13 protein-coding genes are annotated in these 12,947 nt (G+C 73.8%); 6 read left to right on the forward strand and 7 right to left on the reverse strand.

Translation table 11 applies throughout. The features are described from left to right. Positions 1–87: 87 nt before the first annotated feature. On the reverse strand, positions 88–1,521 hold the full coding sequence (locus QQK45_RS17460) for a DUF349 domain-containing protein (protein WP_284294331.1): 1,434 nt from the start codon (positions 1,519–1,521) through the stop codon (positions 88–90). Positions 1,522–1,731: 210 nt separating this feature from the next. On the opposite strand from QQK45_RS17460, the gene QQK45_RS17465 reads away from it, so the two are divergent. The 3 genes from QQK45_RS17465 to QQK45_RS17475 all read left to right on the forward strand — a co-directional run bounded on the left by QQK45_RS17465 (position 1,732) and on the right by QQK45_RS17475 (position 5,019). Next, positions 1,732–2,439, forward strand: a complete 708-nt coding sequence (locus tag QQK45_RS17465) for an MBL fold metallo-hydrolase (protein WP_284294332.1) — start codon at positions 1,732–1,734, stop codon at positions 2,437–2,439. Between the two features lie 69 nt (positions 2,440–2,508). Then, a complete protein-coding gene (gene hisS / locus QQK45_RS17470) occupies positions 2,509–3,912 on the forward strand; it encodes a histidine--tRNA ligase (protein ID WP_284294333.1) in 1,404 nt (467 codons plus the stop codon). Between the two features lie 57 nt (positions 3,913–3,969). Further along, positions 3,970–5,019 (forward strand): Rv2578c family radical SAM protein, encoded by a 1,050-nt coding sequence (locus QQK45_RS17475; protein ID WP_284294334.1) that lies wholly within the window; start codon positions 3,970–3,972, stop codon positions 5,017–5,019. 28 nt (positions 5,020–5,047) lie between these two features. Here the strand turns inward: QQK45_RS17475 and QQK45_RS17480 are convergent, their stop codons facing one another. Genes QQK45_RS17480 through QQK45_RS17495 form a run of 4 tightly spaced genes read right to left on the reverse strand, consistent with a single transcriptional unit; the run spans position 5,048 to position 7,265 of the window. Continuing rightward, positions 5,048–5,359, reverse strand: a complete 312-nt coding sequence (locus tag QQK45_RS17480) for a DUF1330 domain-containing protein (RefSeq protein WP_284294335.1) — start codon at positions 5,357–5,359, stop codon at positions 5,048–5,050. A 31-nt stretch (positions 5,360–5,390) separates the two neighbouring features. Then, on the reverse strand, positions 5,391–5,858 hold the full coding sequence (locus QQK45_RS17485) for a PPOX class F420-dependent oxidoreductase (RefSeq protein WP_284294336.1): 468 nt from the start codon (positions 5,856–5,858) through the stop codon (positions 5,391–5,393). Between the two features lie 10 nt (positions 5,859–5,868). Continuing rightward, complete coding sequence (locus tag QQK45_RS17490) at positions 5,869–6,969, reverse strand: hypothetical protein (RefSeq protein WP_284294337.1); 1,101 nt, start codon at positions 6,967–6,969, stop codon at positions 5,869–5,871. 8 nt (positions 6,970–6,977) lie between these two features. Next, positions 6,978–7,265, reverse strand: coding sequence for a DUF6317 family protein (locus QQK45_RS17495; RefSeq protein ID WP_284294338.1), 288 nt, complete (start codon positions 7,263–7,265; stop codon positions 6,978–6,980). Positions 7,266–7,431: 166 nt separating this feature from the next. Here QQK45_RS17495 and aspS point away from each other — a divergent pair, with 166 nt between their 5' ends. The 3 genes from aspS (at position 7,432) to QQK45_RS17510 (ending at position 10,087) form a co-directional block, all read left to right on the forward strand. Then, positions 7,432–9,243 carry an aspartate--tRNA ligase gene (gene aspS, locus QQK45_RS17500; protein ID WP_284294339.1) on the forward strand — a complete coding sequence of 604 codons (1,812 nt, stop codon included), beginning with the start codon at positions 7,432–7,434 and terminating at the stop codon, positions 9,241–9,243. 71 nt (positions 9,244–9,314) lie between these two features. Continuing rightward, the gene (locus QQK45_RS17505) at positions 9,315–9,680 is read left to right on the forward strand and encodes an enoyl-CoA hydratase/isomerase family protein (protein WP_284294340.1); all 366 of its coding nucleotides are present in this window, start codon (positions 9,315–9,317) and stop codon (positions 9,678–9,680) included. After that, the gene (locus QQK45_RS17510; RefSeq protein ID WP_284294341.1) at positions 9,677–10,087 is read left to right on the forward strand and encodes an enoyl-CoA hydratase/isomerase family protein; all 411 of its coding nucleotides are present in this window, start codon (positions 9,677–9,679) and stop codon (positions 10,085–10,087) included. The genes QQK45_RS17505 and QQK45_RS17510 overlap by 4 nt, the downstream gene beginning before the upstream one ends. Here the strand turns inward: QQK45_RS17510 and QQK45_RS17515 are convergent. Further along, positions 10,080–10,586: a globin domain-containing protein gene (locus QQK45_RS17515; protein ID WP_284294342.1), complete on the reverse strand. Its 507-nt coding sequence runs from the start codon at positions 10,584–10,586 to the stop codon at positions 10,080–10,082. The two genes, QQK45_RS17510 and QQK45_RS17515, sit on opposite strands and share 8 nt — an antisense overlap. Positions 10,587–10,630: 44 nt before the next feature. Then, entirely contained in the window at positions 10,631–12,886 is a 2,256-nt protein-coding gene (locus QQK45_RS17520; RefSeq protein ID WP_284294343.1) for an MMPL family transporter, read from the reverse strand. Positions 12,887–12,947: the final 61 nt, after the last annotated feature.

Below are 12,947 nucleotides of genomic sequence, written 5' to 3' on the forward strand. Positions count from 1 at the left end.
GGAAGCCTGTGGACGACGGCGCGGCGCGGCGTCGGCCTTCGACGCCTGTGCCGCGAGCGGTCCGCCCGTCGGTGGTGGTCGGGCGCGTCAGCCCCGCGCGTCCTCCGCGGCACGGGAGACCTGCTCGAGCCAGGCACGCCGCGCGTCGAGGGCGGCCTCGAGCTCGGACGCCTTGCGGGCGTCACCCGACGACTGCGCGGCGGCGAGGTCGGCCTCGAGCCCGGAGATCGCGGTCTCCAGCTGGCTCAGGGCACCCTCGGCCCGGGCGCGCGTCTCCGGGTTGGAGCGGCGCCACTCGGCGTCCTCCGCGGAGCGGACCGCGTTCTCGACGGCGCGGAGCCGCCCCTCGACCCGCTGCACGTCGGCGCGCGGCACCTTGCCCGCCGCCTCCCAGCGGTCCTGGATGTCCCGGAGCACGGCCTTGGCGCGGGCGAGGTCGGTCACGGGGACGAGAGTCTCCGCCTCGGTGAGGATCTGTTCCTTCACCTCGAGGTTGGCCGCGTACTCGGCGTCGACGACGGCGTTCGCCTCGTCGCGCGCGTGGAAGAACGTGTCCTGTGCGGCGCGGAAGCGGGCCCAGAGCGCGTCGTCGTCCTTGCGGTTGGCGCGGCCCGCCGCCTTCCAGCGGGTCATGAGATCCCGGTACTGGGCCGCCGTGCCACCCCAGTCCGTGCTGCCGGCGAGCTGCTCCGCCTCGACGACGATGGCCTCCTTGGCGGCCCGGGCACCGGCGTTGCGCTGCTCGAGCTCGGCGAAGAAGTGCCGACGCGCCCGGTCGAAGGCGGTGCGGGCGTGGCTGAACCGCTTCCAGAGGGCGTCCTCGGAGGGGCGGTCGAGGCGGGGCCCGTCGTGCTGCGCCTTCTTCCACTCGTCGAGCAGCGCGCGCAGCTCCTCGCCGGCGGACTTCCACTGGACCCGAGCGGGGTCGGTGGCGGCGAGCGCCTCGGCGCGCTCCACGATCTGCGTGCGTGCCTGGAGGGCCTCCTCCTTGGCGGCGGCGCGCTCGGTCTCGATGCGGGCGCGGTGCTCCTGCGCGACGCCGCGCGCCGACTCGAGGCGAGTGCGCAGCGAGTCGAGGTCGCCGACGGCGGCGGGCTCGGCGAGGTCCTCGGTGAGGTGCGTGAGCGTGGTGTCGATCTCGCGCACCGACAGGTCGGTCTGGGTCAGGCGCGCCTCGAAGAGGGCGACCTTCGCCTGGAGGTCGAGGTAGCGACGGACGTAGAGGGACAGCGCCTGCTCGTCGGGCACGCCGGGGAACTGGCCGACGACGCGCTCGCCGGACAGCTCGCGCACGTAGACGTTGCCGTCGCCGTCGACGCGGCCGAAGGTCGACGCCTCCGCGACGGCCTTCGCGTCGTCGGGCACGGGGATGGGGGCGACGTCGTGCGTGGTGGGGGCCGGCGCGGGCGCGGGTGCCGCCGAACCGGCGGGGGCGCGGGCCGTGGCGCCGGGCGTGGCACGGGGCGCGGCGTGGGACGCGGTGCGGGCGGGGTGCTCGGGGGCGTCTCGCTCACGACTCAACTCCTTCGATGGTGACCTGGCGTCCCGGTACGGGAGCCCGCGTCAACGACCGTCCGACCGGTGCCGGACCATTGACCCGACCACGCCGGCGCGGGGGCTGAGGCGTAGTCGTCTGCCAGTCTAGGCAGCCGTACCCGCCTCGACCCGGGCTAATTCGGGCCCGGGAGCCGAACGTGTCATTACGATCCGGTCACGACTACGCTCGGCGCCATGCCTGATCCGACCGTCCGGACCGTCGTCTCACCGGTCTTCGGCGCCGCGTGCCACGTGGTCTCGGTGGGGCGCGACGCCGTCGTCGTCGACCCGGGCGCGGGGGTGGCGGACGCCGTCCTCGCGCGGGTCGCCGAGCACGACCTGACCGTCCGGGCGGTGCTCGCGACCCACGGCCACCCGGACCACACGTGGGACGCGGGGCGGCTCTGCGTCGCGGTCGGCGTCCCGTTCGCGGTGCACGAGGCGGACGCGGTGGTCGCCACCGACGCCGAGGCCACGCTCGACGCCCTGGCGCGCTCCGACGCCGCCGCGGCGGGCGTCGGCGGCGCGCTGCGGGCGGCCGTCGCGGCCTCGGGCGCGGGCGCGTCGACGCCACCGCCCGACGTCCTGCCCCTCGCGACGCCCGACGGCGAGGCGGTGCTCGAGCACGGTGCGTTGCGCGTCCGCGTCCTGCACGCGCCCGGGCACACGCCGGGCTCGGTGCTCTACCTGGTGGGCGGCGTCGTCCTCACCGGGGACGTCCTCTTCGCGGGGAGCGTCGGGCGGACGGACCTGCCGGGCGGCGACCCGGCGGCGATGGCGCGAACCCTGCGCGACGTCGTCGGGCAGCTCGACGCCGGGCTCACCGTGCTCCCCGGGCACGGCCCTGCGACGACGGTCGCGCGCGAGCTCGCCACGAACCCGTACCTGCGGCCCGCACCCTGAGCCGACCGCGCCGGTCCGGCTGACGAGCCCGCGCGGGGAAGGGGGCTCGGATCTGGAAAGATCGGTGCCATGGCCCGCCCCACACCTCTCTCAGGCTTTCCCGAATGGCTCCCGGACGGTCGTCTCGTCGAGCAGCACGTCCTCGACTCGCTCCGTCGCACGTTCGAACTCCACGGGTTCGCGGGCATCGAGACGCGCGCGGTCGAACCGCTCGACCAGCTGCTGCGCAAGGGCGAGACCTCCAAGGAGGTCTACGTGCTCCGCCGGCTGCAGGAGGAGGGTGACGGCGCGGAGGGCGCGTCCCGCGGCGACCGTGCCGAGAAGCAGCTCGGTCTCCACTTCGACCTCACGGTGCCCTTCGCACGCTACGTGCTCGAGAACGCCGGCCACCTCGCGTTCCCGTTCAAGCGCTACCAGATCCAGAAGGTCTGGCGGGGCGAGCGCCCCCAGGAGGGGCGGTTCCGCGAGTTCGTCCAGGCCGACATCGACGTCGTCGGCGCGGGCGACCTGCCGTACCACTACGAGGTCGAGCTGCCGCTCGTCATGGCCGAGGCCCTGGGCGAGCTGCGGTCGGTCGGCGTGCCGCCGGTCCGGATCCTCGTCAACAACCGCAAGGTCGCCGAGGGCTTCTACCGCGGCCTCGGGCTCGACGACGTCGAGGCGGTGCTGCGCAGCATCGACAAGCTTGACAAGGTCGGGCCGGACGAGGTCGCGCGGCTGCTCGTCGCGGAGGCGGGGGCCACGGCCGAGCAGGCGTCCGCGTGCCTCGAGCTGGCGTCGATCTCGGGCGAGGACGTGGGCGTCGTCGACCGGGTCCGTGCGCTGGCGGAGGCCCACGGCGCCTCCACCGCGCTGCTGGAGACGGGTCTCGACGAGTTGGGCGCGCTAGTCGCCGCTGCGGCCGAGCGTGCGCCCGGCGTCGTCGTCGCCGACCTGAAGATCGCGCGCGGCCTCGACTACTACACGGGCTCGGTCTACGAGACCGTGCTCGTCGGGCACGAGCACCTCGGCTCGATCTGCTCGGGCGGCCGGTACGACACGCTCGCGTCCGACGGGGCGAACACGTACCCGGGCGTCGGGCTCTCGATCGGCGTGTCGCGGCTCGTGTCGCGGCTGCTCTCCGCCGGGCTCGTCCGGGCGACCCGGGCCGTCCCGTCCGCCGTGCTCGTCGCGGTGACGGACGAGGCGACGCGCGCCGACTCCGACCGGGTCGCGGCGGCACTGCGCGCCCGCGGCATCCCGACGGACGTCGCCCCCACGGCGGCCAAGTTCGGCAAGCAGATCCGGTTCGCCGACCGGCGCGGCATCCCGTTCGTGTGGTTCCCCGCGGGCGTGACCGCTGACGGCACCGCGACCACGCACCAGGTCAAGGACATCCGCTCCGGCGACCAGGTCGAGGCCGACCCGGCGTCGTGGGAGCCGCCGACCGGCGACCGGTGGGCGACCGTCGTGGCGGGGGAACAGCAGGACTGACCCGATCCGGCGGGTCGAGCGCTTGACCGTCGTTCGAACACATGTTCGAATCGAACCATGCGATGGGACGGTCAAGCTCTCGATGCCGACGACGGTGCGTTGCCCGGGCTGCAGCGCGCCGGCTTCGTGCGCACGGTCCGGACGCCGGAGTTCGCCGGGACGGCGTTCCACGAGGTGCTCTGCAAGAGCGCGCTCTCGCACGTGCCCGCCGCGTCGCACGTGCCGTTCCGGTGGACGATCAACCCCGTGCGCGGATGTGGACATATGTGTCGTTTTTGCTTCGCGCGTGGGACGCATCGTTACCTCGACCTCAACACGGGGGAGGACTTCGACTCGCAGCTCGTGGTCAAGGTCAACCTCGTGGGGGTACTCCGGGCCGAGCTCGCGCGGCCGTCGTGGCAGGGCGAGCACGTGGCGCTCGGGACCAACACCGACCCGTACCAGCGCGCCGAGGGCCGCTACCGGTTCATGCCCGGTGTGATCGACGCGCTCGCGTCGTCCGGGACGCCGTTCTCGATCCTCACCAAGGGCACCCTGCTGCGGCGCGACCTCGTACTGCTCCAGGACGCGGCGGAACGGGTCCCCGTCAGCATCGGTGTGTCGCTCACGACCCTGGACGACGCACTGCACCGCGCCGTCGAGCCCGGTGCGCCGACGCCACGCGCCCGTCTCGACCTCGTGCGGGCCGTGCGCGACGCAGGCCTGTCGTGCCACGTCATGGTCGCTCCCGTGCTGCCGTGGCTCACGGACTCCACGGAGCACCTGGACGCGATCCTCGGCGAGATCGCCGAGGCCGGCGCCGAGCGCGCCACGGTCTTCGCGCTCCACCTGCGGTCGGGGGCGCGGGAATGGTACCTCCAGTGGCTCGCCGAGTACCGACCGGACCTCGTGGCCGGCTATCGCCGGGTGTACGGGGACCGCGCGTACGCGTCGCGGGACTATCAGCGCTGGCTGTCAGACCGGGTGCGGCCGTTGCTCCGCAAGCACGGGCTCGACGGGGCGTGGGACCAGGACCAGCGGTGGGGCGTGCGCGCGGCCGCAGCCCACGACTCCGCACGGACGGCCTCGTCCACGGCTCCGGCCCAGGCTCAGCCAGCGCTGTTCTGACAGTCCCACCGGGCCGCGGCGTGTCAGGTCAGCGACGTCCGACGCGGTCGACCGACACGATCTGCGTGCGCGCGACCGCGCGGTCGCGGGCGTCCGCGAGGGCGGTACGCCGCGGGTCCGCCATGTACGCGGCCAGGGCTGCGTCGTCGGGCAGCTCGATCACCTGGACCTCGAGCGGGTCCTCGCCGCGCGGCTCGCCCGGTACGGCAGTGCGGCGTACCCGTTCCTGCACCTCGCCGCCGTGCTCAGGCACGAGCGCCAGGACGGCGTCCTCGTACTCGGCGAGCAGGTCGCCGTTGCCCTCGGTCTCCCACAACAGGACGCACATCGTCACCGGCATGGCCGCAGCCTAGCGCCGCGCGAACCCGGGCTCAGTCGTCCGCGAGGCGCGCGGGGAAGCCGCCGGTCGCGATCGGCCCCCAGCCGGTGATCGTGACGCGGATCAGGGACTTGCCCTGCTTCACCATCGCCTCGCGGTACTCGTCCCAGTCGGGGTGCTCGCCGGAGATCGACCGGTAGTACTCGACGAGAGGCTCGACCGAGTCCGGCAGGTCGATCACCTCGGCGGTCCCGTCGACCTGGACCCACGCGCCTCCGAAGTCGTCGCTCAGCACGCAGAGGGTCGCGGCGGCGTTGAGGCGCAGGTTCGCCGTCTTCGCACGCTCGGGATAGGTGGAGATCACCACGCGACCGGCGTCGTCGACCCCGCACGTCACGGGGCTGGTCTGCGGGAGCCCGTTCGCGCGGGTCGTGACGAGCACGGCGTGGTGGCGGGGGCGGAGGAACGCGAGGAGCTCGTCGCGGTCCACGGACGTGGTGGTGGCGATAGTGCGGGGCATGCGCCCAGTCTCACACCGCGACGTCCGCGGGTGCGCTCATGAGCCACTCGGTCGCGAACAGGACCTTGTCCGTGAGGGCGAGGAGCTGGTTTTGGAGCTCGACGTGGGGCGAGGAGAACGACAGCCGCGCGACGGACTGCCGGCCCGGCGCCTCGGCCCAGTAGTCGATCTGCAGGAGCGGGAGGTCCGCGCCGCCCACCTCCGCGGCGCCGTGGCCGTGGCGCACGCGACGCAGGAAGGGGCCGGAGAGCGTCTCGGTCCGGCTGAGCGCGTCTGCGGACCGGGCGGTCGCGGCGAGCTGCTCCTCCAGGCGTCGGAGGTGCGTCAGCCTGCCGGTCTCGGGGCCGAGGTCGTGCCAGTACAGCGTGAGGCCGAGCGCGAGCGCCGCCTCCGTCCCGGGCAGCGCGAGGTATGCGACGACCTGTGCGCCCGCCGACGCGGCCGTCAGAGCGCTGTCCACGATTCTCGTGCGAAGCTCGCGCCGCAGCGACACGCCCTGGTCGCCCAGCACGGCCGTCTGCTTCGCCACCAGCTCCCGGACCTGTCCGTCGAGGCGTTGCGGGTCCTCGGGGTCCAGGACGGCCCAGTGGTCGGGCAGGTGCAGCTCGATGCCGACGCCTCGCGAGCCGCCGGGCCGTCCCGACGTCGCGAGCGCCTCACGTCCGGCCGGGCTGATGCCCGCACCGGTGCCGTCGAAGAGGCCGGTCGGGTCGTCGTCGGCCGGGTCGGTCGCGAGCAGTGCGAGCAGCTCGGTGACGCCGAAGGTCATGGGGTCCGGCCCACCCGGGTCGACGACGACCCGCGCGAGGGCGGCGCCGTGGCGACGGAGGAACGGCGCCAGCGACTCGCGGCGACGGACGCTCAGCTCGCGGCCGGGGTCGTCGCCGAGGAACGCCTCGAGCGACCCCGCGGACGAGAACAGGCAGAGCTCGAACGGCCGGGCCGCGCCCTCCGTCGACGGAAAGACGCGCACCTGTGGCGTCCCGTCCGGCCGTGTCAGGTGCGGCACGAGCACCGGTCCGTCGCGCAGCGCGGCGCCGACGGCGGTCCGGTCGCGTCTCGTGAGCGCCTGCCGAAGGCGCGAGAAGGTCGGCGGTTCGGGTTCGGACACGGCGCTCCTCAGCTCGCGTCGGTCAGGGCGTGGGCCAGGTCGGCGTCGGTCTGCTCGAACGCGTCCGCCACCTGGGACGAGGCGTCCGCGAGCGCCCGCACGTTGCCCGCGATCTTCTTCCGGGTGTCGTCCCAGTCGTGGGCGAACTTCCGGACGGTGCGGGCCAGGTGCTCGTGCCCGACGGCGGCCGCGATGCGGTCGCTGTGGGCGCTTGCCTGCTCGAGCTCGTCGGCGACGCGGCCCAGGTCGGTGCCCAGCTGTCGTACGGCGTCGAGGTCGACGCGGAGATCGGTCATCGGTCGCTCACCCCCGGGCCGGAACGCTAGCTGCGGTCGGGAGCACCCGGACGGGTTTTCCACAGGCCGGGTCGTGTGGCCGTCCGCGCGGGCACGGGACGGCCCGGGTCCCGGTGCTCCATTAGACTCGGACGGCCCACACCGCCGTTCCCGAAAGGACATCTCCGTGCTCCGCACCCACACGGCCGGCTCGCTGCGAGCCGACCACATCGGTCAGACCGTCACCCTCACGGGCTGGGTCGACCGGCGCCGGGATCACGGGGGAGTGGCGTTCATCGACTTGCGTGACGCGTCGGGCATCGCCCAGGTCGTGATCCGGGACGAGGCCGTCGCGCACCCGCTGCGGGCGGAGTTCGTGCTCCAGGTGACGGGCGAGGTCTCGCGTCGTCCCGACGGTAACGAGAACTCGCACCTGGCGACGGGCGAGATCGAGGTCGTGGCGAGCGACGTCGTCGTGCTGAACGAGTCCGCGCCGCTGCCGTTCCAGGTCTCGACAGCGCTCGAGGGGACCGAGACGATCGGTGAGGAGGCGCGCCTCAAGCACCGCTACCTTGACCTACGCCGTCCGACGCCGGCCCACGCCCTGCGCCTGCGCGCGAAGGCCAACCAGGCGGCCCGCCGGGTGCTCGACGCGCACGACTTCGTCGAGGTCGAGACCCCGACGCTGACGCGCTCGACGCCGGAGGGTGCCCGCGACTTCGTCGTGCCGGCCCGCCTCGCGCCGGGGAGCTGGTACGCGCTGCCGCAGTCGCCGCAGCTCTTCAAGCAGCTCCTCATGGTCGGAGGGCTCGAGCGGTACTACCAGATCGCCCGCTGCTACCGGGACGAGGACTTCCGGGCCGACCGTCAGCCGGAGTTCACGCAGCTCGACGTGGAGCTCAGCTTCGTCGAGCAGGACGACGTGATCGCGCTCGGCGAGGAGATCCTCACCGCGCTGTGGGACCTGATCGGCTACAAGATCGAGACGCCGATCCCGCGCATGACCTTCGCCGACGCGATGCGGCTCTACGGGAGCGACAAGCCCGACCTCCGGTTCGCCAACCCGCTCGTCGAGCTCACGGACTACTTCAAGGACACCCCGTTCCGTGTCTTCCAGGCGCCGTACGTGGGCGCCGTCGTCATGCCGGGTGGGGCGTCGCAGCCGCGTCGCCAGTTCGACGCGTGGCAGGAGTGGGCGAAGCAGCGCGGGGCCAAGGGCCTCGCGTACGTGACGTTCGCCGAGGACGGCACGCTGGCCGGCCCGGTCGCCAAGAACCTGTCCGACGCCGAGCGTGAGGGACTGCGCGACGCGACGGGCGCGAACCCGGGCGACGCGGTGTTCTTCGCCGCGGGCAAGGTCACGCAGTCTCGCGAGCTCCTGGGCGCCGCACGCCTGGAGATCGCGAAGCGCACCGGCATGATCGAGGAGGGCTCCTGGGCGTTCGTCTGGGTCGTCGACGCGCCGCTGTTCAAGCCGACCGGCGAGGACGACGACGTCGCCGTGGGCGAGGGTGCCTGGACCGCGGTGCACCACGCCTTCACCAGCCCGACGCCGGACTGGATCGACACGTTCGAGCAGGACCCGGGCAACGCGCTCGCCTACGCGTACGACATCGTGTGCAACGGCAACGAGATCGGTGGCGGCTCGATCCGTATCCACCGCCGCGACGTGCAGGAGCGCGTCTTCCAGGTGATGGGGATCGACGAGACGCAGGCGCAGGAGAAGTTCGGCTTCCTCCTCGACGCGTTCCAGTTCGGCGCGCCGCCGCACGGCGGGATCGCGTTCGGCTGGGACCGGATCGTCGCGCTCCTCACCGACTCGGAGTCGATCCGCGACGTCATCGCCTTCCCGAAGTCGGGCGGCGGCTACGACCCGCTGACGGGCGCGCCCGCGCCGATCACCGCGGAGCAGCGCAAGGAGGCGGGCGTCGACGCGAAGCCCGTCGACAAGCGCCGCGACGGCGACGCGCAGGGCGGCGAGCCCACCCCGTCCGCCTGACGCGCCGGTCGCAACCGCGGGCCCGTGGTCTCTACCCGAGACCGCGGGCCCGCGGCGTCTAGCGTGACCGCATGACGACACCCTTCACGTCCGTCGGAGCGACGGTCCTCGACGCCGGACGCGTGCGTGCCGAGCTCGACGGCGCTGTCCTGACGGTGACGCTCGACCGGCCCGAGGCACGCAACGCCCAGACGCCTGCGACCTGGCGCGCGCTCGCCGCGATCGGCGACGCCCTGCCCGAGGACGTGCGGGTCGTCGTCCTGCGCGGGGCCGGCACGTCGTTCTCGGCCGGGCTGGACCGCGCGATGCTCGCGCCCGGCGGCATCCCGGGGAGCCGAGCCTCGCCGACCTCGTCGCGGCCGGCGAGGAGCGGACCGTCGCGGCGATCGCCGAGTACCAGCGTGCGTTCACCTGGTGGGGCCGCGCCGACGCGGTGACCGTCGCCGTCGTCCAGGGCCACGCCGTGGGCGCCGGGTTCCAGCTCGCCCTCGCGTGCGACCTGCGCGTCCTCGCCGACGACGCCCGGCTGAGCCTGCGCGAGGTTTCCCTCGGCCTGGTCCCGGACCTCGGCGGCACCAAGCCGCTCGTCGAGCTCGCTGGGCCCGCCCGCGCGCTCGAGATCGCCGCGACCGGCCGCTGGGTCGACGCCGCCGAGGCCGAGCGGATCGGGCTCGCGAACGTCGTCGCCGGCGCGGACGCCCTCGACGACGCCGTCCGCGATCTCGTGGCAAGCCTGCTGGCTCCACCTGCTGGCGCCGTGCGGGCAGTCACCGGCCTGATGCGTGGCGCCGCGGAGCGGACGGCGCAGGCCGCGCGGCTGCGGGACCTCGCCGGCCTCAGCTGACCGGACCCTCCCAGTCCCAGCGCGGGAGGCGGAGGTCGTCCGGCACGTCGGCGGGCGTCGGCCAGCCGTGGTTCACCAGGTGGTTTGACCACACGAACCAGCGCGCCAGGGTGTCGCGGAGCGCCGGATCGGCGGGGAGGCCGGCGTCGTCCAGGGCTGCCACGAAGCACGCCGTGGCCGCGGCGTCGAGCGAGTCGTGCGGCCCGTTGCCGGAGTGGGTGCGGACGACGTCGGCCTCGGTGCCGAGCGCGGACGTGTACGCGGGCGGGCCGCCGAGGGACTCGCCCCAGTAGGCCGCGAGGCGTTCGGAGTGCTGCGGGTGGATCGGGCGGTGCGTGAACGGGTGCGCAGCCTCCGGGTCCGCGAGGCACCGGGCGTGCCACGCCCGGGCGAGCGCGAGCATCGCGGGGGCGCCGCCGCACGCCTCGAAGACGGTCGGACGATCGGCCGGACCCTGCCCGACGTCGTCGTCGGGGGCGCTGCGCTGCGGCTCGCTCATGCGCGTCACGCTACGCGCGCGCCGCCCCGCGGACAGGGCGGGGCTCACGACCGGACGGCCCCGCGGGCGGACAACCGCTTGAGCCAGCGCGGCCCCCACCAGTTCGCCCGACCGAGCAGCGTCATCGTCGCGGGGACGAGCAGCATCCGCACGACCGTCGCGTCGATGAAGACGGCGACGGCGAGCGCGAACCCGATCTCCTTGGTGACGAGCAGACGCCCGGCGGCGAAGCCCGCGAACACCACGATGATGATGGCCGCGGCGCTCGTGATGATGCGGCCCGAGCGTTGCAGGCCCAGTCGGACGGACTCGCGCGGCGAGACCCCGGCGTCGTGGAGCTCCTTGATCCGGGAGAGCAGGAAGACCTCGTAGTCCATCGCCAGGCCGAACGCGAACGCCAGCACCAGCGCGACCACGTAGACCTCGATGCCGCCGGTGCTCGTGAAGTCGAGCAGGCCGGACAGGTGCCCGTCCTGGAAGACCCACACCAGCACCCCGAGCGACGCGAAGATCGACAGGGCGTTGGTCAGCAAGGCCTTGATCGGGAGGACCACCGAGCCCGTCATGAGCGCGAGGAGCACGAACGTCGCGAGGGCGATGATCCCGACCGCCCACCAGAGCCGGTCCGCGAGGGCGGCCGTGAAGTCGACCTGCCCGGCGGCCTGACCGGTCACGTGGAAGGTCGTGGTGACGCCCTGGTCGCGCAGGTCGCGGATCTCGTGGACGACGTCGACGACGGCCGCGCTGCCCGGGTCGTGGTCGGTCGTGCGGACCCCGAGGACCTCGATCCCGTCGCCCTGGGCGGGCGGGTCGACGGACTGCACGCCGTCCAGGACCGCGATCTTGCCGGCGAGCTCCTTGCCCTGCTGCTCGGTGCCCTGCACGACGACGCGGAGCTCAGGGCTGCGCGAGGCGGGGTACTGGTCGGACAGCTCGGCGACGAACTGCCGCGACTCGCTGTCGGTCGGGAGGAGCTCGATGCCCGAGTTCCGGAGCTGCAGCCCGGCTGCGGGGGCCGCGAGCACCACGAGGACGGCGACGCAGCCCACGAGCACGAGGAGCGGGTGGCGCTGGACGCGGGTCGCGAGGCGCGAGAACACCCCCTCGTCCGCTGACACGTCGGACGTCCGCGCGAGGACAGCGCGGAGTCCGGGCACCCGCCCGACGATGCCGGGCCGGGCGAGGCGCGTCCCGGACATCCGCAGGAGCGCGGGCACGAGCGTGAGGGCCGTCGCGAGCGCGAGCAGGATGATCGCGACGCCGGCGATGCCGATCGCGCGCATGAGCTCGGGCTCGAAGATCGCGAGGGTCGCGATGGAGATCGCGACCGTGAGCGCGGAGAACGCGACCGTGCGGCCGGCGGTCGACACCGTGGCGACGAGCGCCTCGTACGCGCCGCCCCCGCGCCCGCCGCGGCGCCGCCGCCGGGGTGTGGTGCCGTCGTCGGGCGCGTCGACGCGTGCGAGCTCCTCGCGGTAGCGCGAGACCACGAGCAACCCGTAGTCGATGGACAGGCCGATGCCGAGGACGGTCACGACGTTGATCACGGTCGCGTCGACGTCGAGCACGTACGTGAGCAGGTAGAGGACCCCGAATCCGCACCCGATCGACGCGAGCGCACCGAGGATCGGCATGCTCGCTGCGAGGAGCCCGCCGAAGACGAGGACCATGATCACGAGCGCCACGGGGAGCGCGATCGCCTCACCCGTGCGCAGGTCGCTCTCGAGCTGGTCGGTGATCGCGTGCACGACCAGGTCGTCGCTCGAGACGCGCACCGTGGCGCCGGGCGCGACCGTGCCGACGTCCGAGGGGATCTCCCGCAGCCGCGCGACGACGGCGTCGTCGGCGACCTTCGTCTGGGCGTCGTTCAGCGACGTCTTGAGGTCGACGACCACGATGAAGCCCTGGCCGTTCCGCGCGATCAGCGGCTTGGCGGCGTCGGACTTCGGGCCGTCGGGCAGGACGAACGGGTCGATGACCGCGTCGACGCCGTCGGTGCCGGTCAGGTCCTCGTGCAGCGGCCCGAGCGCGGTCGCGAGGCCCTTGGTGGTGGGCGGCGCGTCGTCGACGATGGCCGTGATGCTGACGGCCTGCTCGCTCGAGGAGTTGATGAGCGCCAGGCCGGTCGCGCTCTCGGACCCGCTCACCTGGGGCTCGCCCGACGTCATGCGGTCGAACAGGCCCTCGTCGGAGCCCACGCCGGCGACGGCGACCAGGTACGAGAGCGCCGCGACGAGCACCCAGGCGGCGACGGCGCGGAGCGGGTGCCGCGCGACGGCGCGGCCGAGGCTGGCGAACACGGGGTCAGCATTCCATCCCGCGCGCGGGTGCGTCACGCCTGCGCGTGCCCGCGGTGTCGGC

It is taken from the genome of Luteimicrobium album, from assembly GCF_030161555.1.
Lineage (GTDB): Bacteria > Actinomycetota > Actinomycetes > Actinomycetales > Cellulomonadaceae > Luteimicrobium > Luteimicrobium album.